At 32.6% G+C, this 24294-nt stretch carries 16 protein-coding genes, 2 tRNA genes, 2 rRNA genes and 4 pseudogenes; 5 read left to right on the top strand and 19 right to left on the bottom strand.

The annotated features are described in order from the left end of the window. Window positions 1-107: 107 nt before the first annotated feature. From FBE96_RS03675 to FBE96_RS03635, 11 genes and pseudogenes are all read right to left on the bottom strand, one after another. Window positions 108-3014, bottom strand: a 23S ribosomal RNA gene (locus FBE96_RS03675). A gap of 535 nt (window positions 3015-3549) precedes the next feature. Beyond that, window positions 3550-3626: transfer RNA gene (locus FBE96_RS03670), tRNA-Ile, on the bottom strand. Between the two features lie 8 nt (window positions 3627-3634). Next, window positions 3635-3710: transfer RNA gene (locus tag FBE96_RS03665), tRNA-Ala, on the bottom strand. Window positions 3711-3812: 102 nt separating this feature from the next. Continuing rightward, window positions 3813-5325, bottom strand: a 16S ribosomal RNA gene (locus tag FBE96_RS03660). The 16S and 23S rRNA genes sit together here with 2 tRNA genes alongside, the layout of an rRNA operon. 517 nt (window positions 5326-5842) lie before the next feature. Further along, window positions 5843-6175, bottom strand: a complete 333-nt coding sequence (locus FBE96_RS08620) for a hypothetical protein (protein ID WP_019260305.1) — start codon at window positions 6173-6175, stop codon at window positions 5843-5845. A gap of 75 nt (window positions 6176-6250) precedes the next feature. Further along, a complete protein-coding gene (locus FBE96_RS08615; protein WP_019260304.1) occupies window positions 6251-6991 on the bottom strand; it encodes a ShlB/FhaC/HecB family hemolysin secretion/activation protein in 741 nt (246 codons plus the stop codon). 40 nt (window positions 6992-7031) lie between these two features. Next, complete coding sequence (locus FBE96_RS08610) at window positions 7032-7169, bottom strand: hypothetical protein (RefSeq protein ID WP_285895008.1); 138 nt, start codon at window positions 7167-7169, stop codon at window positions 7032-7034. A 485-nt stretch (window positions 7170-7654) separates the two neighbouring features. Further along, window positions 7655-8587, bottom strand: a pseudogene (locus tag FBE96_RS08605) (hypothetical protein); the annotation flags it as partial. Between the two features lie 1272 nt (window positions 8588-9859). Then, window positions 9860-10051: pseudogene (locus tag FBE96_RS08600) on the bottom strand (hemagglutination protein); the annotation flags it as partial. Between the two features lie 146 nt (window positions 10052-10197). Continuing rightward, window positions 10198-12125: pseudogene (locus tag FBE96_RS03640) on the bottom strand (hypothetical protein). Next, window positions 12055-12776 (bottom strand): annotated as a pseudogene (locus tag FBE96_RS03635) (hypothetical protein). Before FBE96_RS03635 ends, FBE96_RS03640 begins: the two co-directional pseudogenes overlap by 71 nt. Window positions 12777-13102: 326 nt before the next feature. Between FBE96_RS03635 and FBE96_RS03630 the strand changes: the two are divergent. Further along, the gene (locus tag FBE96_RS03630; RefSeq protein ID WP_002906477.1) at window positions 13103-13858 is read left to right on the top strand and encodes a basic amino acid ABC transporter substrate-binding protein; all 756 of its coding nucleotides are present in this window, start codon (window positions 13103-13105) and stop codon (window positions 13856-13858) included. Window positions 13859-13881: 23 nt separating this feature from the next. Here FBE96_RS03630 and FBE96_RS03625 read toward each other — a convergent pair whose 3' ends face one another. From FBE96_RS03625 to FBE96_RS03595, 7 genes are read right to left on the bottom strand one after another with little or no spacing between them, the layout of a single operon-like run. Next, entirely contained in the window at window positions 13882-14520 is a 639-nt protein-coding gene (locus FBE96_RS03625; RefSeq protein WP_002781807.1) for an HAD family phosphatase, read from the bottom strand. Beyond that, window positions 14517-15506 carry an ABC transporter ATP-binding protein gene (locus tag FBE96_RS03620; RefSeq protein WP_002776579.1) on the bottom strand — a complete coding sequence of 330 codons (990 nt, stop codon included), beginning with the start codon at window positions 15504-15506 and terminating at the stop codon, window positions 14517-14519. The genes FBE96_RS03625 and FBE96_RS03620 overlap by 4 nt, the downstream gene beginning before the upstream one ends. A gap of 3 nt (window positions 15507-15509) precedes the next feature. Beyond that, the gene (locus FBE96_RS03615; RefSeq protein ID WP_002878002.1) at window positions 15510-16289 is read right to left on the bottom strand and encodes an ABC transporter permease; all 780 of its coding nucleotides are present in this window, start codon (window positions 16287-16289) and stop codon (window positions 15510-15512) included. After that, the gene (locus FBE96_RS03610; RefSeq protein WP_002906482.1) at window positions 16290-17129 is read right to left on the bottom strand and encodes an ABC transporter permease subunit; all 840 of its coding nucleotides are present in this window, start codon (window positions 17127-17129) and stop codon (window positions 16290-16292) included. After that, a complete protein-coding gene (locus FBE96_RS03605; protein ID WP_079264904.1) occupies window positions 17126-17935 on the bottom strand; it encodes an alkaline phosphatase family protein in 810 nt (269 codons plus the stop codon). Before FBE96_RS03605 ends, FBE96_RS03610 begins: the two co-directional genes overlap by 4 nt. Next, on the bottom strand, window positions 17932-19257 hold the full coding sequence (locus tag FBE96_RS03600) for an esterase-like activity of phytase family protein (RefSeq protein WP_002906486.1): 1326 nt from the start codon (window positions 19255-19257) through the stop codon (window positions 17932-17934). Before FBE96_RS03600 ends, FBE96_RS03605 begins: the two co-directional genes overlap by 4 nt. Window positions 19258-19267: 10 nt before the next feature. Then, window positions 19268-20314: an extracellular solute-binding protein gene (locus FBE96_RS03595; RefSeq protein WP_002871928.1), complete on the bottom strand. Its 1047-nt coding sequence runs from the start codon at window positions 20312-20314 to the stop codon at window positions 19268-19270. Between the two features lie 116 nt (window positions 20315-20430). On the opposite strand from FBE96_RS03595, the gene corA reads away from it, so the two are divergent. Both corA and mog read left to right on the top strand, forming a co-directional pair. After that, a complete protein-coding gene (corA, locus tag FBE96_RS03590; RefSeq protein WP_002799370.1) occupies window positions 20431-21414 on the top strand; it encodes a magnesium/cobalt transporter CorA in 984 nt (327 codons plus the stop codon). A gap of 20 nt (window positions 21415-21434) precedes the next feature. Then, window positions 21435-21977 (top strand): molybdopterin adenylyltransferase, encoded by a 543-nt coding sequence (gene mog, locus FBE96_RS03585; protein WP_002842823.1) that lies wholly within the window; start codon window positions 21435-21437, stop codon window positions 21975-21977. Here the strand turns inward: mog and FBE96_RS03580 are convergent. Beyond that, the gene (locus tag FBE96_RS03580; RefSeq protein ID WP_002825403.1) at window positions 21974-22159 is read right to left on the bottom strand and encodes a hypothetical protein; all 186 of its coding nucleotides are present in this window, start codon (window positions 22157-22159) and stop codon (window positions 21974-21976) included. The two genes, mog and FBE96_RS03580, sit on opposite strands and share 4 nt — an antisense overlap. A gap of 126 nt (window positions 22160-22285) precedes the next feature. Here FBE96_RS03580 and FBE96_RS03575 point away from each other — a divergent pair, with 126 nt between their 5' ends. Both FBE96_RS03575 and FBE96_RS03570 read left to right on the top strand, forming a co-directional pair. Continuing rightward, a complete protein-coding gene (locus tag FBE96_RS03575; RefSeq protein WP_002858475.1) occupies window positions 22286-23473 on the top strand; it encodes a M48 family metallopeptidase in 1188 nt (395 codons plus the stop codon). Next, window positions 23470-24285: a HemK/PrmC family methyltransferase gene (locus FBE96_RS03570; protein ID WP_002858549.1), complete on the top strand. Its 816-nt coding sequence runs from the start codon at window positions 23470-23472 to the stop codon at window positions 24283-24285. The genes FBE96_RS03575 and FBE96_RS03570 overlap by 4 nt, the downstream gene beginning before the upstream one ends. The last annotated feature ends 9 nt before the right edge of the window (window positions 24286-24294 follow it).

Here is a 24294-nt window from a genome sequence, read left to right as displayed (position 1 = left end):
AGAGCAAGTTCTAATACAAACTCTACTTGAAAGATTTCTATTAAACTCTAAATATTATCTATATTCAAAGTCTTCTAAAAACCTTAACAAGGAAGTGATGCTTTATTAAAGATAAGCCAAACGCTCTATTAGTACTGGTCAGCTAAAGGACTTTCATCCATTACACACCCAGCCTATCAAACTAGTAGTCTTCTAGAGAGCTTAGAGAAGATTCATCTTAGAGTTGGCTTCACGCTTAGATGCTTTCAGCGTTTATCCTTTCCAAACTTAGCTACGCTGCGATGCTCTTGGCAGAACAACAGCTACACCAGTGGTTTGTTCAACCCGGTCCTCTCGTACTAGGGTCAAATCTCTTCAATCTTCTTACGCCCACGGCAGATAGGGACCGAACTGTCTCACGACGTTCTGAACCCAGCTCGCGTACCGCTTTAAATGGCGAACAGCCATACCCTTGGGACCTGCTCCAGCCCCAGGATGCGATGAGCCGACATCGAGGTGCCAAACCTCCCCGTCGATGTGAGCTCTTGGGGGAGATCAGCCTGTTATCCCCGGGGTACCTTTTATCCTTTGAGCGATGGCCCTTCCACACAGAACCACCGGATCACTAAGACCGACTTTCGTCTCTGCTTGACTTGTATGTCTTGCAGTTAAGCTGGCTTATACCTTTATACTCTACGAACGATTTCCAACCGTTCTGAGCCAACCTTTGTAAGCCTCCGTTATTATTTGGGAGGCGACCGCCCCAGTCAAACTACCCACCAGACATTGTCCCACTTGAGGATAACTCAAGCTGGTTAGCTACCCAAATAAGAAAGAGTGGTATCTCAACAATGGCTCATATACAACTGGCGTCATATACTCAAAGCCTCCCACCTATCCTGCACATTCTTATCCAAGTAGCAGTGTCAAGCTGTAGTAAAGGTCCACGGGGTCTTTCCGTCTTGCCGCGGGTAGGAGGAATTTTCACCTCCACTACAATTTCACTGGATCCCTCTTTGAGACAGCTCCCATCTCGTTACGCCATTCATGCAGGTCGGTATTTAACCGACAAGGAATTTCGCTACCTTAGGACCGTTATAGTTACGGCCGCCGTTTACTCGGGCTTCGATCAAGAGCTTCGCTAATGCTAACCCCATCAATTAACCTTCGAGCACCGGGCAGGCGTCACACCCTATACATCCTCTTACGAGTTAGCAGAGTGCTGTGTTTTTGGTAAACAGTCGGGAGGGACTCTTTGTTGTAAGTTTCCTTGCTTTCGGAGTAAATCCTAATACAAAGCTAACCACACCTTATACCGAAGATACGGTGCTATTTTGCAGAGTTCCTTAAAGAGAGTTCTTCCACGCGCCTTAGAATACTCATCCCACCCACCTGTGTCGGTTTACGGTACGGGCAACATTAGCTAAACTTAGAAACTTTTCTTGGCTCGACGGCATCAGGGGTTCTTCTATCCATCCGAAGACTTCAAAAAGCCTTTCAGTTCTCGGAGTATTGTTATACGGATTTGCCTGTATAACCTCCTACGACCTTAGACTAGCACTTCCATCCGCTAGCCCCCTTAGCCCTAAGCGTCCTTCCATCGCACACTAATGTTGGTATTGGAATATTAACCAATTTGCCATCGTCTACCCCTTTCGGACTCGACTTAGGACCCGACTAACCCTACGATGACGAGCATCGCGTAGGAAACCTTGGGTTTACGGCGTTAATGATTCTCACATTAATTATCGCTACTCATGCCTGCATGCTCACTTCTATTCGCTCCAGCACTCCTTACCGGTATACCTTCGACGCAAATAGAACGCTCTCCTACCACTTAGTAAACTAAGTCTACAGCTTCGGTACTTACTTTAGCCCCGTTATATTTTCCGCGCAAAATCACTAGACCAGTGAGCTATTACGCTTTCTTTAAAGGATGGCTGCTTCTAAGCCAACCTCCTGGTTGTTTAAGTAACTTCACATCGTTTTCCACTTAAGTAAGATTTAGGGACCTTAGCTGGTAGTCTGGGTTGTTTCCCTCTTGACGACGGATTTTATCACTCGCCGCCTGACTGCTGTGATTACATATAAGGTATTCGGAGTTTGATAGGGTTTGGTACATTGGTGTATGCCCTAGCCCATTCAGTGCTCTACCCCCTTATATTACGACACAACGCTATACCTAAATATATTTCGGAGAGAACCAGCTATCACGAAGTTTGATTGGCCTTTCACCCCTATCCACAAGTCATCCCGGGGCTTTTCAACGCCTATGGGTTCAGTCCTCCACTAGTTCTTACACTAGCTTCAACTTGCTCATGGATAGATCACTTCGTTTCGGGTCTGCAGCATCTGACTAAGCGCCCTATTCAGACTCGCTTTCGCTACGGCTTCGCGTTTGCTTAACCTTGCCAGACACCACAACTCGCAGGCTCATTATGCAAAAGGCAGTCCATCACCCTGTATTGCTACATAGGGCTCTGAATGATTGTAAGCAAATGGTTTCAGGTTCTATTTCACTCTGATCACCTCAGTTCTTTTCACCTTTCCCTCACGGTACTTGTGCACTATCGATCTGGTATTAGTATTTAGGGTTGGATCGTGGTCGACCCGGATTCAGACAGGATTCCTCGTGTCCCGCCCTACTCAGGATACTGCTAGCTAAGGTTTGTTTTTCGCATACGGGACTATCACCCTCTATGGTTATACTTTCCAGAATGTTCTGCTAAACTTACCTCTTGCACATTGCAGTCCTACAACCCCCAGTGCAAGCACTGGGTTTGCCCTCTTGCGCTTTCGCTCGCCGCTACTGACGCAATCTCTATTGATTTCTTTTCCTGAGGGTACTAAGATGTTTCAATTCCCCTCGTTCGCTCCTATATAGGTAATGCATATCTCTATACATTGGGTTGCCCCATTCGGAAATCTACGGATCAAAGCTTCTTGACAGCTCCCCGTAGCTTATCGCAGTCTAGTACGTCCTTCATCGCCTTTACCAGTCAAGGCATCCACCATTCGCTCTTAGTAGCTTACCTTTTTTACCTTTTATTATTGATTCTAAAACGCATCACTTCCTTGTTAAAGTTTTTATGATAAGACTTCTTTATCTTAAGACGGAAAGCATTCAAACACTTAATATAAAACTAAATGATTTAGTCTCAACTAAGCTGTGAGTTTGAAACTTGTCTTTAATTTATAATCCTTAAATCCAATATTCTCTTTATTCATAGAAATAAAGACAGCTAAAAGTTAAGTTAAACTAAAGAAAAGATAAATAGGTTTTATCCTTTAACAAGTCCTGTAAAATTGTTTTTATTAAAACTTGCTTGTGACTCTTAACAATGATAATTAAAAAGAACATTTAGGTTTAAAACCTAAAGGAAGTATATATATTAACATAATCATTATAAATATAAATGCATAATGTATATGCTACTTATATCTATTAAAGTATATTCTTTTATAGTTAAAGATAAAAAATAAATCTAAGTATAGAGTTTATATTTTATATTTAATCTATTTTATATACTTGCTTTAGATTTTAAAGCTTCTTTATTCAAATCTTTTTTATGGTGGGCCTAACAAGACTTGAACTTGTGACCTCACCCTTATCAGGGGTGCACTCTAACCAGCTGAGCTATAGGCCCTTAATAAATGGTGGAGAATAGCGGGATCGAACCGCTGACCTCCTGCGTGCAAAGCAGGCGCTCTCCCAGCTGAGCTAATTCCCCATAAACAATTAGCTTTATCATCAATCTTTGAAATCTAAACAAGAATCAATTGAGTTTATATATTGAAGTAATAGTTGTGAGACTTATTACTTTGTACTCTAGAAAGGAGGTGATCCAACCGCAGGTTCTCCTACGGTTACCTTGTTACGACTTCACCCCAGTCGCTGATTCCACTGTGGACGGTAACTAGTTTAGTATTCCGGCTTCGAGTGAAATCAACTCCCATGGTGTGACGGGCGGTGAGTACAAGACCCGGGAACGTATTCACCGTAGCATGGCTGATCTACGATTACTAGCGATTCCGGCTTCATGCTCTCGAGTTGCAGAGAACAATCCGAACTGGGACATATTTTATAGATTTGCTCCACCTCGCGGTATTGCGTCTCATTGTATATGCCATTGTAGCACGTGTGTCGCCCTGGGCATAAGGGCCATGATGACTTGACGTCGTCCACACCTTCCTCCTCCTTACGAAGGCAGTCTATTTAGAGTGCTCGGCCGAACCGTTAGCAACTAAATACGTGGGTTGCGCTCGTTGCGGGACTTAACCCAACATCTCACGACACGAGCTGACGACAGCCGTGCAGCACCTGTCTCTAAGTTCTAGCAAGCTAGCACCCTCTTATCTCTAAAAGGTTCTTAGGATATCAAGCCCAGGTAAGGTTCTTCGCGTATCTTCGAATTAAACCACATGCTCCACCGCTTGTGCGGGTCCCCGTCTATTCCTTTGAGTTTTAATCTTGCGACCGTACTCCCCAGGCGGTACACTTAATGCGTTAGCTGCATTACTGAGATGACTAGCACCCCAACAACTAGTGTACATCGTTTAGGGCGTGGACTACCAGGGTATCTAATCCTGTTTGCTCCCCACGCTTTCGCGCCTTAGCGTCAGTTGAGTTCCAGCAGATCGCCTTCGCAATGGGTATTCTTGGTGATATCTACGGATTTTACCCCTACACCACCAATTCCATCTGCCTCTCCCTCACTCTAGACTATCAGTTTCCCAAGCAGTTTAATGGTTAAGCCATTAGATTTCACAAGAGACTTGATAATCCGCCTACGCGCCCTTTACGCCCAGTGATTCCGAGTAACGCTTGCACCCTCCGTATTACCGCGGCTGCTGGCACGGAGTTAGCCGGTGCTTATTCCTTAGGTACCGTCAGAATTCTTCCCTAAGAAAAGGAGTTTACGCTCCGAAAAGTGTCATCCTCCACGCGGCGTTGCTGCGTCAGGGTTTCCCCCATTGCGCAATATTCCCTACTGCTGCCTCCCGTAGGAGTCTGGACCGTGTCTCAGTTCCAGTGTGACTGATCATCCTCTCAGACCAGTTAAGCGTCATAGCCTTGGTAAGCCATTACCTTACCAACTAGCTGATACTATATAGTCTCATCCTACACCGAAAAACTTTCCCTACTCAACTTGTGTTAAGCAGGAGTATAGAGTATTAGCAGTCGTTTCCAACTGTTGTCCTCTTGTGTAGGGCAGATTAACTATACCTTACTCACCCGTGCGCCACTAATCCACTTCTAGCAAGCTAGAAGCTTCATCGTTCGACTTGCATGTATTAGGCACGCCGCCAGCGTTCACTCTGAGCCAGGATCAAACTCTCCATAAAAAATTATAGATAGTTTAATCTTTTTCTTCAAAGAAAAAGTTATGAAAGATTAAAAGAAAAGTTTTTAATCTTTTTAATTATTAGATTGAATAGATTTTACATAATTGCTTATACCTAAATCTGTTCTGGCTCAATCGATCACTTATTTAGATTTCAAAGATTGACTAATAAGATTTGAATAACAATACTAATTTAAAAGAACAAAACAAAAAATCATTTTTAAAAGAAAAGTTTTTAAATTAAAAAACAAGATTTATAAAAAAGCTTTTAGTTTATAAGACAAAAACCAAAAGAGTTAATTTATAAAATCTACTAAGCTAGTGAAACTTTATAATTTAAAAGATTTTAAGTCCTTTTTTCAAAAAAGGAAATGAAAGTATAACCAATTAAACTTAAAAGTGTATTAAACAAAGGATTAAATAGTATAAATATTTGTGTAAGTATTTATATAAGTATTTGGTGGGTTGAAAAATGGGGGGGGGGGCGGGGTGTAGAAATTTCTCCAATCACCCCAAAGTTAAAAGTATTTTCCTAGGCTTACATAAACTCTTGCTCGATGTTCTCCATCGTGTTTAAACCGATGAACAGCTCTTGCAGCATCCATTTTTACATAAAAATTAGCACTTCTTGTATAGAGTATTTGCATACCCATTGCATCCATAAAATAATGATTTTTGCTTTGATATTCTTTATTTTCATACCAAGAATATCCTATATCATAAAAAGGAGTCAAGTAAAGCCCTTCTAAAGGTGTTTGAAATCTTATTCCTAAGGTGCCAGAAACAACATTATCCGCACTCCCCTCGCCTTCTAAATAAGCACGCACACCATAAGGTCCACCTAAAGACACGGATTCACTACCATCTAAAACAGCACCACCGATAACTTTTTGATAATTGAGTTGAAAAATGTGAGTTAAGCGTTCTTAGAATTGATATTTGTTGCTTAAATTTAAATTCATTTTTCCAAAATTCCCTAAATTTACTCCATTAAATCCAGACGAATCACCATCATTTTCAACATTGCCATATGTAAAATTTAAGGTATAACTTAGGACATTATTCTCCAAACCTTTATAGGTTCCTTCTATGCCTAAATTTACACTATTGCTCGCTTTTTCATTACTTACTAAACCATCAAGATAATAATCTTTAATCTTTTTATGAGTAAAACCCGAAACAAGATATAAAGAATACTCGGTATATAAAAACACAGGATAAGAAAAATTTACCCCAACATTCATAGAGTCCCCATAAAAACCAAGATTTCTATAAATTCCACCAAGAACATAATGTCCTTGAGTTGCAAATGGAGTAATTTTTAAATTTCCTATAAAAGTACTATAATTAATCCCATAATCTATTTGATTTTCATCGCTATCTTGAAGATAAAAATTTAAGTTATCCCCTTGTCTTGCTATATTGTTTAAACTTTGACTCATTCCTGCTCTAAAACGACCTGTTTCTTTAGCCCCATAGTTGTTAGAATATAAAGTTAAAGTTGCACTATCACCTTTGTTTACTTCTATAATAACATCGCTTTCTCCACAACCATCACCTGATTGTAAATTAGCATTGGTTTGGATTCCGTATATTTCATTGATTTTATAAATTTCATTTTCCACATTTTTAGTTGTGATAACTTTCCCTTTAAGATTTTTGTTCAATTTACTCTCTAAAGCATAATCTCTGACACCTGAGTTGTTTTTAATAATTACTTTTCCTAAAAGTTCCAAAAACTATGTTAATTTGCACTTTGTTAGAACTTAAATCTTGCGGTGGTATATAAGCAGTTGCCGAAGGATGGCCACTTAATTGACAATAATAAACTATAATGTTTGTTATATCTTTTAAATTTTGTAAGCTTAATTCTTGGTTGCGATATTCAGCTATTGCATCTTGAATTTATTTTTCGCTAATTCTTAATTTTTTAAATGTCAAATCTTTATTATCGATATGCAAAACATACTCTCTTACAAAAACCTTAGCTTCATTTTGATCAGTTTGTAAATTTGCAATATTTGTAGTATTTTGCTCTTTAAAATTTACAGGGCTTTTTTGATTTTTTAATGTATTTTTTAATTTTTATTTTGTGGTCCATTTGCTTCAGAAGAGCTTTCTATAAGCTCTCTTATTTTATTATTATTATTTAGCTCTTCAGCATGTGAAAATACTTACAATAAGATTAAAACAACTAAAATTTTTCTCATTTTTATTTCCTATTTTGCATTTACACAAATGTTCATTGTCTTAAAATTATCACTTACAATACAACGCAAACCACTACTTCTAGCATCTACTTCTCCTATGTCCACTTGATCATCATCTTCTTTTTTTGTGTCTACTTTAGTTTGAATTTTTATAGGAGCTTCTACAACCTTTTCAGGAATTTCAGGCGGCAATACAGAAGGTTTGTCTGGATCTTCACCCCCCCCCCTCTCCCTCTTTTTTTGTTTATCTGGCTCATAGATAGATATATTTGATTTTTCTGGCAATGAGGCTAATTTTCCTTCAAAATTATATTTTCCAGTGTACACTTTACCATCTACATCGCTTCCATTTATAGCAAAACCTTGAGAATTTAGAATCTCATTTTCAAGCTTATAGTGAAATCCTTCATTTCCACTAAGATCCGCAAACTGCTTTTCAAGAGCTTCTTTTTGTTCTAAAAGTTTTTCATGCATAACTTTAAGTGTTTCATCGCTAACTAAGCCTGATTCTTTGATTTTTTCATAGTTTTTATTTTCTTTGTCAAGTTGAGCTAAGGCTTCTTGGTATTTTTATAATTCTTCTTTAAAACTAGCGAAATAACCTTCGCCGGTTTTGATTTTATCCATAGCAGTTTTCTTTTGCGTCCATTTTTCATAAAGATTGGCGTAATTCTTATAACTTTGTTCTTGCGAACCTTGCCATAACTTTAAAAATTCTTGTTCTACTCCGGTATCTTTAAACGCATTTAAGAAATTTAAACTTTGAGTGATCTCACTGGCTTCATTTTCCCCTACCACACCCTTGCTATCTGCGTAAGTCCAAGTTTTGGTATCAAAATCATAAGTGTATTTTCCATTCATCAAATCATCTAAAATTCTTTGAAGCAATTTAGGATCAAAGTCGTCTTTGGATAATTTCACAGCATCTGTTACCTTGGTAAAAGAATCAGCAAAAGCATAAGAATTATTATCAAGATATTTTATATCGTTAAATTTCTTTCTTACAGCGCTATCAAAATCTTTTTTTCCTGTTACTTCATTATTATATTGCACAGACTTAAAAAAATTCTGTCCTTCATCAATGTAACCATTTTCTAAATTATGATAAACATAAATATTACTAAAATTATTATTTACACTAATTCCAGGATCACCAATAACTTTTCCAGCTTGTGTTTTATAGTTTCCAGCACTCAAAATTGCTCCATTTTTATAAAATAAGTAAGCATTATTAATCTTTAAATTTCCAACTTTTCCAGTAAATCCTCCTGTTTTACTATCATTCCCAGAAGTTATAAGTTTTTCTATGTCATTAACCACAACATTATTAAAATTACCACCATCAATTTGTCTGCCTATGCCACCCACATAAGAACCTTCTTTTGCTACTATACTTATATTATTAATAGCAACATTTGTAAAATTGATAGTGTTATTCCCTCCACTACCATTTCCCCAGCCTATTATTCCGCCAACTTTAGTATTTACAGCTGTATTAATAACGAGATCATGAACAGTCACATTTTCAAAACCCGTATAACTGTTTGCAATATTTTGCCCTACTATACCTCCAACATAAGCATCATAACCAGTTGAAGCAATTTTCAATCCTTGAATATTAAGGTTTCTTATATAGCTATTTTGAACAACTCCAAAAATTCCTACATATTGATTTGATGAATTAATATTAACATTTTTTAAAGCATAACCAGAACCATCGAAAGATTTAGCAAAAGCATTGCTTGTATTATCACCTACTATGTATGTTTTCACGCCACTAAAATCAATATCATCAATCAAACGAAAATGATCAAAAGCTGTTCTAAATTTTTCTTTATTTACATTCCAAAAATCAGCAAATTTATTCCATTCTGTTGCATCCGCAATACTTCCATATTTAGTCCAGTTTTTAACTTTACTACTATCATCAAAACTAAATTTACTACTAGAATTACCCAATAAAGCTCCATTTTCTTCAAAACTTGTTATGCTTTGTTGAATGATAGCTTCTTGCTCTGCTTTGGCTACGATATTTTTTGTATCTTTTACCACTCCAGCATCAACATAAACTTTATTACCTTCAAGTTTTAATACATCCAAAGTAATTTTTCCTTTATTGATTTCAACCTTATTTCCTATTAAAACAATATTATCTGCATTGATCTTTCCAAGATTTATAATATTTCCTTGCTTACTTACATCAAATACTGGAGAAAAATTCATCCCTTGAGAAATAAAATTTTGGACATCTGAATCTTTTAAAGGTGTTGTGCTAGCTACAAATTTTCCCGCAGTGATAGTTCCTGTTTTGCCAATCAAAACTCCCATGGAATTAACTAAAAAGATGTTATTGGTGCCGCCATCTAGTTTTCCATCTATCTTAGAAGCATCTTTTTGATAAGCAATGTTTAGGTAGTTTTGTTGATTTCCGTTAAATTTTACAGTTTCATTTTGTCCTATATTAAAACCACCACCCCATTGAATAACAGAGTTTTTATTGTTTCCTATGACATTCATCGTGCCATTGCTTGAACTTATACTTCCTGTTGAACCATGAGTGAATTTACCTCCTTGTGGCAAAGCATAAGCTTGAGAAAAGAGCAAAGAACTCACCGCAAATGATAAAACTATATGTTTACTCATCTTTTTCATGTTACTCTCCTTTAAAGTATGTTGATATAAATTATTTTTGCATCATCTGAAACTTCAAAGCTAAAATTTACATTTTTCAATGTACTTTTAGCCAACTTTTCTATCTTGTTGTAATTAAATTTATTTTTATTATTTTTCATTTTTTCTAACAAATTTTCTAATTCTTGTTGATTTAACAATCTATTGTCACCATCATAAATTCCAACATCACTTTGTATGAGAATATATTTTCCTTTTGTTGGTTTATTTTTAGTAAGAATTTCCATACTTCCATTTGAAGGAAGATTTATAAGTTTTTCTATAGTCAAGATAGGATTTTTTATTTTATTTGGTAAAATAAAAGTAAAATTTTCAAAGTTATTTACCACTTCTGATTTGACATCTTGAGTATCTATAATCAAACGATTATTTTTAGAAAAATCTTCTTGATGCGGTAGAATTTGAGTGATTATTTTGCCTTTTTTATTTACTTCATGAAAAACAGAACCAGAAAGCAAATCGATATTTACATCTTTAAAGAAATTTAACTCTCCACCTAAATATAAAGTATTGTTATAAGATTTAAAATTTGAAATATCCGAAGTTCCAGATGGAGCTAAAAATATAGCATCTTGATTTTTATACTCATCTATATTTAAATTAACAAGCTCCATGATATTATCATGAGAATTTGCAGACACTCCAGCTATCAACCCCACATAACCTTGTCTTTTATCTGAGGCAGTACTAAAAACTGTGTTGTTGATGATGATTTTATTAAAAGCACTTTCTTTATCTGCTTTTATGATGCACGAACTTTCCACGGCAGCCGAAGAACAATCTTTAAGCTTTATAAGATTGTTGTTTGCATTTTGAGTTGCTTTTAAAATAATTTTTGAGCCCTTTCCTAAAGAACTCGCTTCGGTTAAACTCTGAATGAGATTATAATTTATTTTATTATTTGAAACATTTTTAGCATTGATCATCAAACTTAAATTTTTAGATGATTTAATATTTTCAAAATTTACTTCATTATTGTTTGATTCATCAGCGATATAGTCTATACCATCTAGCGTAGTTTCACTTGTAATAAAAGCATATAAAGGCAATGAAATAACAGAATCTTTTATACTTAAGGTATTATTATTTGCTTTTCCGCTTAAAGTTCTTGCCGCATATACGGTAAATTTATCAGAATAATTTCGTGGAACTTTTTCATAGGTTAAATCATTTTGTATATCAATAATATTAAAATTCGCACCCTCTGTAGCAAAACCTCCGTAAAGATTGTAATAATTTTTTCCATAAAAATTATCACTGATTTTTAAAGGTTTTTTAAGGCGAAATACAATTTTATTTCCATTAGCTTCACCATCGTTAGAATACCCACCATAGAGGTTTAACGATGCATGTGTTTAATGTTTTTATTAAGATGATCTAATGAGTTAAAATGATAAACTTCTATAGAATTTTTCTCTGCATTACCCTGTAATGTTCTTTCACCGTAAATTTCTCCAAATAAAACAGCATCATAAAAAGTTATTTTATTTTGCGAATTTACCATTAAATCTAAATTTAAATTTTTAATTATTACGGAATTTTTACTTACATTGTATTTTTTAAGATTATTTACATCAGCTAAAGCACCTAAAATTTCAAAGGTCGAACGAGCTGTATACTCACCATCTGGCCCATGAAGGACGATATTGGCTGAATCGATAAGAACTTTATTGTTTTGTAAATTAGAATTTATGCCAAAAGCTCCCATTAAACGAGTAATTCTTTCATCATAAATATCCTTACCTTCTTCATCTGAAAAATACTGGGAATTATGAAGGTCAATTTTTGTATTTGACTCTAAGATTAATTTATTGTCTTTAGCTTCACTATCAAAAGCTACAGATCCTGAAATATAAGGAGCTCCATTTAAGGGCAAGGTGTAGATATTTTCTACACCCATTATTGATATAGGAGTTTTCTTTTAAAATGGTTTGATTGTTAAATCCCCCCCCCCCTTGTCAGTAAACGCCGCAGTAATTAAATACTTAAAACGATCGCCTTTTTGAGAATTATTAGGTACTCCACAATCCCCTATGCTTGGTTTGCAAAAATACACAGAAGTTAATTCTCCATTTTCTAATATAAGTTTATTATTTGTTGCATTTGTATTTTGAGCATAAGCTGTTACAATAAAAGGTATAAAAGAACTAGGAACGGCTTGAGTATCTGAAGATACGGTTCCTAAAGTGCTAAAAGCTGTTATGATCTCTTCTTTTGAAGTATCCGGAGTTAAAATTTCAAGCTTGGATAAATTTTTATTTCCAGATTTAGGGTTATTATAAATCATAGTTAAATTTGATATAGGGTATTTTGACTTAGAAGCATAGAAATTTTTTCCATTAATTTTTTTAAAAATTTCTGCTTGAGGATCATAAACTTGATTATCCTTAAAAGAATGTTCAGAAATATAAAAAATTTTTCCATCCTTGCTTGTAGCCTGAACCGCCGCAAAACAAACCGAAGAAGATAAAACCACACTACAAACGCCCAAGCCAAATTTTGCATTTGTCTTATTTGTAAAAATTTTAAAAATATTAAAATATTTTTTCATCTCATTTCTCACTAAAATAAAACCTTTTGATTTATCGCAAATTGATTATTTGCAACACTATCCCGTATGTCCTGAGTTGATTATAAAATATTAATTTGATATTTTATTTTTCAATATTTAAATTTAATGAAAATTTAACAAATTTTATATTAATATATTCTTAAATAAAATTTTATTTTAAATATTAAAAAAATACTTTTATAATTATTTAAATATTATCTAAAAGCACAACGTTAATATAACTTTTCTAAAAATTGATCCAGACTTAATTAAATATAAATTTAAAATAAGTATAATTTTAAAACATTTTATATCAAAGGAAAAAAATGAAAAAAATATTAAGCATTGCTCTAGTTGCTTTAGTTGGTTTATTTTTAGGTGCTTGTAGTGATTCTAAAAATAAAGAATCAAATGCAAGTGTAGAATTAAAGGTTGGAACTGCTCCAAATTATAAACCTTTTAATTATAAAGAAAACTCAAAACTTACAGGTTTTGATACTGATTTGGTTGAAGAGATTGCCAAAAAAAATGGTATTAAAATTGTTTGGGTTGAAACCAATTTCGATGGATTGATTCCTGCTTTAAAAGCTGGCAAAATCGATATGATTGCCTCAGCTATGAGCGCAACTGATGAAAGAAGACAAAGTGTTGATTTTACCAAACCTTACTATATGAGTAAAAATCTTTATCTTAAGCTAAAAAACAACGACTCTCTTCAAACGAAAAATGATTTAGAAGGTAAAAAAGTAGGAGTTCAACTAGGAACTTTACAAGAAAATACTGCAAAAGCTATCAAAAATGCACAAGTACAAAGCAATAAAGATTTAAACATAGCTGTTTTAGCACTAAAAAACAACAAAATCGATGCTATTGTAGCTGATCAAGATACTGCTAAAGGTTTTTTAGCTGAAAATCCACAATTGGTAAGTTTCTACCAAGAAACAGATGGAGGAGAAGGCTTTAGTTTTGCTTTTGATAAAAATAAACAAAAAGATATTATTGAAATATTTAACAAAGGCATAGATGAAGCAAAAACTGATGGATTTTATGATACTTTAATTAAAAAATATGAATTAGAATAAGCGTGAATTTTCACGCTTATAGCTTAAAAAGTTAAAATTTCATATTTTCTCTCTTTTGCAATTTTTAAAATTTTTTCATCGCCATTACATACAAAGGCTTTGCTAACAGACTCTAGTAAAGGTAAATCATTGATAGAATCACTAAAAAAATAAGAATCTTTCATCCATTTTTCATAATCTTTACCCAAATATTCCTTAAGTCTTAAAACCTTGCCTTCCTTAAAGCTATAAATCCCATAAGCTTTTCCACTAAATTTATCACCCACACGCTCGCATTTTATGGCTATGCTTTCTCTCACTCCCAAAAAAGAGGCGATTTTTCTAACTAAAAATTCAGCCGTAGCTGAAATTATAATACACCTTTGATCTTGATATTTGATTATAAGTTCTTTAGCTTTTTCATAAGGTTTTATATAAATTTTTATAAATTCATCTACTAAAGATGAAATTCTATCTTCATTTTTACCCTTAACACTTTGAAGAAAAAAAGTCATAAATTCATCCATATCAAGCTTTTTTTCTTGATATTGTTTTTGATAAAAAACGATTTTTTCTAAATATTCTTGAGGTAAAAAACCTTTTTCAACACAAAATTTAAGCCAAAGTTTAGCACTATCGCCTTGTATTAAAGTATCATCTAAATCAAATAAAACAAGTTTCATTTTAACTCTTTTGCTAAAGAAAGATTGAATTTTAAAGCGATTTTATCACCTGCTTCATAAGTACTATGAGTGCTAAAATTTAAAGTATCTACCTTAAATTCAATTTCTTGCACTCTAACCCTATAGCGTATGATATTACCTAGCAATGATTTTTCTTTGATCTTAGCCTCTAAGCCTTCGTTAGAAATTTCTATGGTTTCAGGACGCAAGGCTATATCTTTTTTAAAATCGTGTTTTAAACCCAAGCTATCAAGCTCTTTAGGGCTTAAAATATTGTAATTTCCTATAAAACTAGCCACAAAATGAGATTCTGGCAAAAGATAAAGATTGTTTGCGTTGGAATTTTGTATGATTTTACCCTCATTCATTAAAATAATCCTATCGGATAACTCTAAAGCTTCTTCTTGATCGTGCGTTACAAAAATAGTGGTGAGTTCAAGTTCTTTTTGAATTTCTTTAATTTGCACCCTTAAATGCTTACGAATTTTAGCATCAAGTGCCGATAAAGGCTCATCAAGTAAAAGTAAATCAGGTTTAGTCACCAAAGATCTTGCTAAAGCCACTCTTTGCATTTGTCCGCCTGAAAGCTTATGTGGATAAGTTTTAGCGTATTCTTCAAGCTCGACGAGTTTTAACATTTTTTTCACTCTTTTTTCTATGTCCTTTTTATCCATTTTTTTGATCTTTAAGCCAAAAGCTACATTTTCAAAAACATTAAGATTTGGAAAAAGAGCGTAATTTTGAAAAACCATGCCTATATTTCTTTTTTGAGGACTTAATTTGGTAAGATCTTTATCATTTAAAGAAATTTTTCCTCCATTAATTTGGCTAAGCCCTGCTATACACCTTAAAAGAGTGGATTTTCCACAGCCACTTGGGCCCAAAAGGGTTATAAACTCACCCTTTTTAGCACTAAAATTAATATCTTCAAAAATAATTTTATCCCCATAAGCTTTTTTAAAATTTTTAATCTTTAAATAAGCCATTTTTCACTCCTTAATCAAACTAGCTATAAAAGTTGTTATAAAAATTAATACAAAATAAACTATTACCAAAGCACTAGAATAATGCCCACTTTGATTTTTAATATTATAAAGATAAACTTGTAAAGTCTCATAAGCACTTCCTACAAGAATATTTGCGTATAAAAATTCGCCTATTAAAAAAGAAAAACTTAAAAAAACTGCCACCAAAATTCCATTTCTTAAATTAGGCAAGACAAGTTTAAAAATCGCTCCCATTAAAGAACCTCCAAGCATAGCATTAGATGCGATGAGTTCATTTAAATTGACATTAGATATAGCATTATCTAAAGCCCTATATATAAAAGGTAAAGCTATAGTAAAATAAGTAAAAATGAGTATCCAAGCGGTACCTCCTATATTGTCAGCATAAAGTTGCAAAAGCCCCACGCAGCTAACTATAGGAGGTACAGCAAAAGGCATGATAATAAGTATATTTACAAAGGCTTTTAATTTTAAAAAATAATAATTTAACACAAAAACCAAAGGAAAAACAAGAATCACAGAAAGTAAAATACTACCCACACAAACAAGCAAAGAATGCCAAAGAGCAAGTAAAAATCTTTCGTCATGAAAAAGTTCTTGATACCATTTAAGCGTAAGATCATCAGGCAAAACACTTACACCCCAAGAAGTGGAAATAGAATATAAAAAAGTAGCCATTAAAGGCAAAGCTAAAAATAAAAAAACCAAAAACAAAACTGCATAATGATAAATTTTAGCTTTTAAACTCAAATTTTCATTCATTTAAAGCACCTTAAAATTATATTTTTTAGAAAGGAAATTGGCTATAAAGGTAACAACAAGCATGATAATAGTTATAATGATGCTTAAAGCACTAGCCATATAAGGATCAAGATTGATATCGCCTGCGATTAAAGCAGCGATTCTTACAGGAGCGACATTAAAATTTCCCGAACTTAAAGCATAAATAGTCGCATAAGCTCCAAAAGCATTGGCAAATAAAATCACAAAAACACCAAACAAAGCAGGAGCGAGCAAAGGCAAAGCTATTTTTAACCAATATAAAAAATTGCCTCCACCTAACATTTTACAAGCATTTAAATGTGAATTTTCAAGACTTTTAAAAGCTGGAAGCAAAAGCAAGATTGCCAAAGGAATTTGAAAATACACATAAACAATATTTACCCCGAAATTAGCATAAACACTAACAAAAGGCTCTATGCCTAAATTTTTCAAAAACACATTAACTACACCATTGCTTCCAAGAACTATAATGAAAGCAAAAGCTAAAGGAACTCCTGAAAAATTACTTATCATAGTATTTAAAGAAAAGAGAAAATTACATATTTTTGATGGAGCTAAAACAAATAAAGAATAGCTCGCCAAAAGCCCTATTAAAAGTCCAAAAATACTAGAAATAAAACTGATTTGTAAAGAATTTATAATGCTTTGTAGATAGAATTTGGACTCAAAAATATGTATAAAATTGGCTAAAGAATAAATTTCATCCTCTTCTATATAAAAAGCATTAAAAACAATCCAAATCAAAGGTGCTATCATAAAAAAAGTAAAAACTATAAAAAAAGGTAAAATACTTAAAAAGGCTAGAAATTTTTCTTTCATTTTTTGGCCTTTAAAATTTCATCATTATATCTCTTATCGTGTTTAAGTCCTAAAATTTCACAGATACTGCCACAAATTTCATCCTGTTTTATCTTGGCTTTTTCATATGAAAAAGCACTACCAAAAGTGAAAAAAGGCACTAAAATTTCATCTTCGCTTAAGCCTCCATGACTTTTACCCTCCGTCATACCATGATCGCTTGTGATGATTACATTAATACCTTGTTCTAACCAAGTAGGCAAATACTCAGAAATCAAATTATCAACTTTTTTGGTTTTATTAGCATACTCGATAGAGTGTGAGCCAAATTTATGTCCTGCATCATCTATATTCATAGAATGTATAAGAATAAAATCTAAATTATATTTGTTTCTTAAATGCTCCCCATCTGCAAATAAATGAGAATCTAAATAATCATCTTCATAATAAAAATGTCCATAAGGCAAAGTTAAATTTTCATCTTCTATATGGCGATGTAAAGAAGGAATAAATTCTTTTTTATTATAAAGCTCAAAAACCCAATGATAAGCTGCGCCTCCAGCTTTTAAGCCTTGCTCTTTGCAAAGGTCAAAAATGCTTGTTTGTTTTGAAAAACTCAATTTATTATTAATTATCCCACTTAAAACAGGCTTTACGCCTGTTAATAAGCACTCGTATAAAGGACGAGACATACTAGGAAGTTCGCATTCTAAAGAATAAAATTTGCCTAAATTCTCTTTGCAAAGTGCATTTAAATATCCCATATTTATACTAGCGCTTTTACAGTTTAAGCCATCAAGCACAACTAAAATAACTTTGGACATCATTTACTCTTTAAAAAATCTTTTACTTCAAGTAAAATAAATTCATTATCATCAGTTTTATTAGGTTCTCTACTTGAAGAATAAGGAAAGTTATTGTCATTTTCTACAACTATATGAGAGTCATCTACTATATCCACACCTTCTATGGTTTCAAAAGGAAAAACAAATTTATCATTTACCAAAGGCTTTTTAGAAATTTTATTTCTATCCTTAATATTTAAAAGATCTATATAAGAAATTTTTTGAGCTTCATGGGTTTTATCATCTAATTTAACCTTGTAAATTCTTTTAAATTGAGCTACATTATTAAAACAATGCTTAGTATCTTCACCTTCTTTGCAAGCCTTATCTTTAGCGCCTTCTTTTTGATCTCTTTCTATGATGATGCCGTATTTATCATCTATCATATTAAAATCACCTATGGAATGGCTTTTATCTTCTAAGAAATATTTATAAGTTTTTCCGGTGAATTTTTTATTTTTTACATCAAATTCTATGATTCTTAGATATTCTTTACCTTTTTCATTCTCATAAGCGTTGTTATTATAAATGCTTCCTTCTAAAAGCAAATAAAGTTTAGAACCATCTTTAGAGCTTGCCATAGCTTCAAAGCCTTTAGAACGCTTGATATTAAATTTCTCATTTTCTCCATCAGGCTTATCGCTAAATTTTAAACTTGGATTATCAGGAGAAATAAGTTTTTTACCCTCCACATACACATCAAAAACTTCTTTTAAATTCCCATTCTTATCAAAATGAAGCAAATAAGGACCAAATTCATCACCTATATAAAATTCATCATTGATAACCTGTATACTCTCAGTATCAAAATTAGCCCCGCTTAAATACCTTTCTTTGGTTGTTTCGGTAGTGATAGGATAGGGATATTTTTTATCACTATCTTTAAAAAAAACTGTTTTTAAAAGTTCGTATTTTGAGTTTTTAAAATCAAATTTAAACTCGTGAGCATAAAGCATGGCATCATAAGAATTATACTTTTTACCCAAGCCATTATCGCTAATTACCCAAAAAACATCTTTTTTTGGAATATATTTTATCCCACTATGTCCTTGTATAGGTTGATTTTTAAAAGGTAAATAAAAATCTGTTTCCCTGTTTCCCTTAGATTTAAAAGTTCCAATTTTTTCTTCTCTAGCGATATTTGCAAATTTCCCATAAGTTTTAAAAAAATCAGGAGCATCCTTAGGAGGTTTTACTGTACTTTTAGAATCTATGATAATATGCCCTGCTAAATTGGCCTCATACTCTTGAACTCCAAATAAAACACTGCAAAGCATAGCACTTGTTAAAATAACCTTTTTCATCCAATCTCCTTTATTTCATATCCACTATAACTTTTTCTTGCCAAAGTTGTGGTAATTCTTTAGCGCTTTTTTCCCAAGCTTTTTGATCTTTGATTGCTCTTGCATTTTTGTATTGCTCACTTGGTAAAAGTTTGGCTTTTATATCATCTGGCAAGATAATATGATCAATTCTTATTGGCCTTGCATAACCTTTTGCTAGATTGATTTGTCCTTTATCAGAAAGTATAAACTCACGGGCTAATTTAGCCGTATTTGGATGTTTTGCGTATTTATTGATAATAGTTGTATAACCCGAAATAACACTACCATCAGCAGGGATTAAAACTTCATAACGATCTTTGCCCACTTTATCTCTATAGCCTAAACCATTAAAATCCCAAACTAAACCCACTTCAACTTCACCTTTTTCAAGATTGGCTATACTTACATCATTATTTACAAGTCTTCCTTGTTTGGCTAAAGTATTAAAAAAAGCTAAAGCAGGACTTAAATCTTTTTCATCCCCGCCTAAGGCATAATTAGCTGCTAAAACTGCACTCACAGCTTGAGCTGCTACACTTACATCACCCACGGTAATTTTATAATTTCCCTTAAGCAAATCTTGCCAAGTTTTAGGTATATCTTTTACTACATCTTTATTGACTATAAAAGCTATGGTTCCTGTATAAGCTAAAAGCCAATTTCCATCTTTATCTTTAGCCCAAGTTGGAATTTGATCCCAGTAGCTTGTCTTAAAAGGCTGAGCTACTCCTTGTTTAACTGCTATCTCTCCAAAAGAAGCTCCTACATCCCCTATATCACCGCTTGCATTTTTCTTTTCGGCTTTAAATTTAGCAATTTCTTGAGCTGAACTCATATCTGTATCGCTATGTTCTATGCCATAAAGATTTTTAAGATCTGCCCAAGTATCCTTCCAATTTGCCCAAGTATCAGGCATAGCTAAAGAATTTACCCTACCTTCTGCTTGCGCAGCTTTAATCAAATTCTCATCAATAGCTTGTGAATTTGAAAACAATAAGGCAACAAGACCTAAACTTAAGAAAAATTTCTTACTCATTTTTTTCCTTTCAAAAAATATTTTGAAAATTTAATGAGTTTTAGAAACATTTTAGAAACAAGTTAATTTTTAAGCAAACAAGGTTATAATTTTAAAGTCATAAACAAGGAGCGATCATGCTTTATATTTATATCAAAACTCAAAATGCTTTAGTTCAAAGAATCAATTTTAATCTCGATAGTCAAGAACTACCACAAAATATTTTATGGATTGATTTACTTCATCCAAGTGCAGCAGAAATTGCTTTTATATCAAGTGAATTTAATCTTGAGTTTCCTACAAAAGAAGAAAGGGAAGAAATAGAGCTTAGCGCAAAATATTGGGAAGATAATGCAACAATAACCATCAATGCTCATTTTTTAGTAAGAGATCTTAAAAGTGATGAAGAAGATAGAAATTTAATCAAGCTTCGCACAGAAATTGTTACTTTTGCTACCGCTAAAAATATCTTATTTACTATAAGATATAACGAATTTAGCACTTTTGAAGAAATTCAAGCAAGGATTTTAGCTAGTCCGAAGAATTTTGAAGATGGTTTTGATATTATTGATAAAATGTTTGAAGTACGCGTTGAAAAAGATGCGGATTTACTAGAATGGATAGATAAAGAAGCAAGACGCTTAAGAACAAGTGTTTTAGAAAAAAAAGATGAATATAGTTATGATGAAATGCTAAAGGATATTTCAAGTTTGCAAGAGCTTAATATGCGCGTAAGAGATTCTTTATTTGATAAGCGTCGCGCTATGACTTCTTTGTTAAAAAGCGATAAAATCGATAAAGACATAAAACAAAATCTCACTATAGTTTTAAAAGACTTAAATTCTTTGGTTGAATTTAGCGTTTCGCAACTTAATATCTTAGATAATATCCAAACCATTTTAGCCAGTCAAATCAACATAGAACAAAACAAAATCATTAAAATTTTCACCGTTGCAACTGTTGCCATGATGCCACCTACTTTAATAGGAACTGTTTATGGTATGAATTTTAAATTCATGCCCGAACTTGAACTTCACTATGCTTATCCCATAGTGCTTGGCGTGATGGTAATTTCTATCATTTTACCTTTGGTTGTTTTCAAGAAAAAAGGATGGTTATAAAAATTTATTAAGGAGAAACAATGGATACAATAAACATAGGAATTTTAACCCTAAGCGATAGAGCAAGTAGTGGTATATACGAAGATAAAGCCACTGCTGAAATTGAAAGAGTGTTAAATTCATATATAAAAAATGATATTATTTATCATAAAGAATTAATCCCTGATGATTATGATTTGATCATTAAAAAATTACTTTATCTAGCAGATGAAAAAAAATGCGATTTGATTGTTACAAGCGGAGGTACAGGTCCAGCACTTCGTGATGTAACCCCAGAAGCCACGGAAGCCGTGTGTGATAAAATGATGCCAGGTTTTGGAGAACTTATGCGCTTAGAAAGTTTAAAATATGTCCCAACAGCTATACTTTCAAGACAGAGTGCAGGAATTCGCAATAAATCTTTTATCATTAATTTACCAGGAAATCCTAAGGCTATAAAAGAATGCCTAGAGCCTGTTTTTCCGGCTATACCTTACTGTATCGATTTGATAGAAGGTGCTTATATAGAAGCAAATGATGAAGTTATTAAGGTTTTTCGCCCTAAGAAAAAATGTCAAAATTAAAATTTATTAGCTCTGATAAGTCTGCTTAATTGTCTAGCAAGCAGACTTGCCGAAGCTTCATCTTTGCTTATCTTTTGCACTTTATTTTTAAACTTACAAAGTCTGTCATCTAAAATCACATCATTGATTGGAATTTTAGGCTTTTCTTTTTGTTTTTGTGAAATCTTTTTCTTAAAAAACATTCTTTAATCCTTTTTTATAAATATATACCAACTTAGTTGAAAAGAATATTATTTTAGATTTTAAACTATTAACTTTATTTCATTATTTTAAGCTAGAATTCGCAAAAAACTAATCAAGGAAAAATAATGACTTTAATTGCAATTTTATGTCTTTACACAGCACTTTTATCTTGGATTTCCTATGCTCAAATTCGTTTCTTAGAAAGAGAAAAAGACAAACAAGCTCAAATTTTAAGCGAAAAAGACTATCAAAATGCAGCAGATATTGCCATCGAAAATGAAAAATTTAAACTATTTTCCAATTTTTATAATTTAATCATCAGTATTGCATGGATAGGTTTTGGATTTTTATACCTTAAAGAATTACTTATCTTAAACAACACTCGTTTTGAAAATACTTTATTTTTATTATCTTTTTTAATAATCACAAGTATTTTAAATCTACCTTTAAGTATTTATGAAAGTTTTATCAAAGATAAAGCCCATGGTTTTTCAAATATGACTGTAAAACTTTTTATCAAAGATACTATGAAAAGTCTTATTTTAACTTTAATATTTGGATTTTTAATCCTTTATACTTTGCTTTTTTGCTATGATTTTTTTGGAACTTTTTGGTGGATTGCGGCCTTTATTTTTGCCTTTTGTATTATAGTGATTATAAATCTCATCTACCCTACCTTAATAGCACCTATTTTTAATAAAATGAAAAAACTAGACGATGAAAATTTGCTGAAAAAAATCAGCTCTTTGATGAAACAATGTGGGTTTAGTGCAAATGGGGTTTATGTTATTGATGCAAGCAAAAGAGATAAGCGTTTAAATGCTTATTTTGGTGGACTTTTTAAAAGCAAAAGAGTGGTGCTTTTTGATACATTATTAAAAGCCTTAAATGAAAGAGAACTTTTAGCTGTTTTAGGACATGAGCTTGGACATTTTGTTCATAAGGATATTATCAAAGCTTTATTTAACGGCGCTATAACTATGTTTTTACTTTTTTTTGTTTTTGCAAATTTACCTGAATTTGTTTACTTAGAAAGTCATCTAGAAGGAGTAAATGGTGGCGTGTTTGCTCTTTTGTTTATCTTGGCGAATATTTTTAGCTTTTTAATCTCTCCTATGCTTAATGCCTTAAGTAGAAAAAATGAATTTGCAGCTGATCAACACGGAGCTAAAGTTACAAGCAAAGAAGATATGAAAAATGCATTGATAGCTCTAGCAAGAGAAAATAAAGCTTTTATCAAAACAAGTAAAATATATACATTTTTTTATCTCAGTCATCCAAGTATTAGTGATAGAATCAAGGCTCTTTCTTGACTATAAAAAATGCTCTTATGGAAGCTAAATCTAGCTTAAAAGGTTATGAAAATGAAGCGGTATTTATACTTTGCGAATATCTAAAAAAAGATAAAGCTTGGTTATTTTTAAACCAAGATATAAAAATAGATCATGAACCTTATTTTGAGCTTATAAAGCGTTTTAAATCTGGAGAACCTTTTGAATATATATTTGAAAAAGTGGATTTTTGGGGCTTAGAATTTAAGATAAAAAAAGGCATTCTAATCCCTCGCTACGATAGTGAAATTTTACTTTTTCAAATTTTAAATTTATGCAAAAAAAATACTTTTAATGGGATTTTAGAAATAGGATTTGGAAGCGGAATTTTAAGCATTGTTTTAGCCAAAGAACTTGGGTTAAAAATCACAGCCTGTGATATCAATCCCAAAGCCTTAGAATTAGCTTTAGAGAATGCCCAATTACACAAAGTCGATCACTTGATTGACTTTAAACTTTGTAATTTTAAGCAAATTAAAGAAAATTATGATTTTATTTTTTCAAATCCACCTTATATTAAAAATTCATATCCTATAGATATTTGGGTGCAAAAAGAACCCAAAGAGGCTTTATTTGGCGGAGAAAAAGGATATGAAATTCTAGAAGAAATCATACATTTTTCCCTTGATAAAAAAGTTAAATTTTTAGCTTGCGAATTTGGCTATGATCAAAAAGAAATTTTGGAAAAAATTTTATATCAAAATAATTTCATTGTTGATTTTTTCAAAGATGAACAAGGTTATAATCGTGCTTTTATAGCTAAATTTACAAATATGCGTTATGATAAAAAATAAAAGGAGAAA

It is taken from the genome of Campylobacter sp. CFSAN093241 (assembly GCF_012889595.1).
GTDB classification, from domain to species: domain Bacteria; phylum Campylobacterota; class Campylobacteria; order Campylobacterales; family Campylobacteraceae; genus Campylobacter_D; species Campylobacter_D jejuni.
This window is presented reverse-complemented; position numbering and strand designations above follow the sequence as displayed.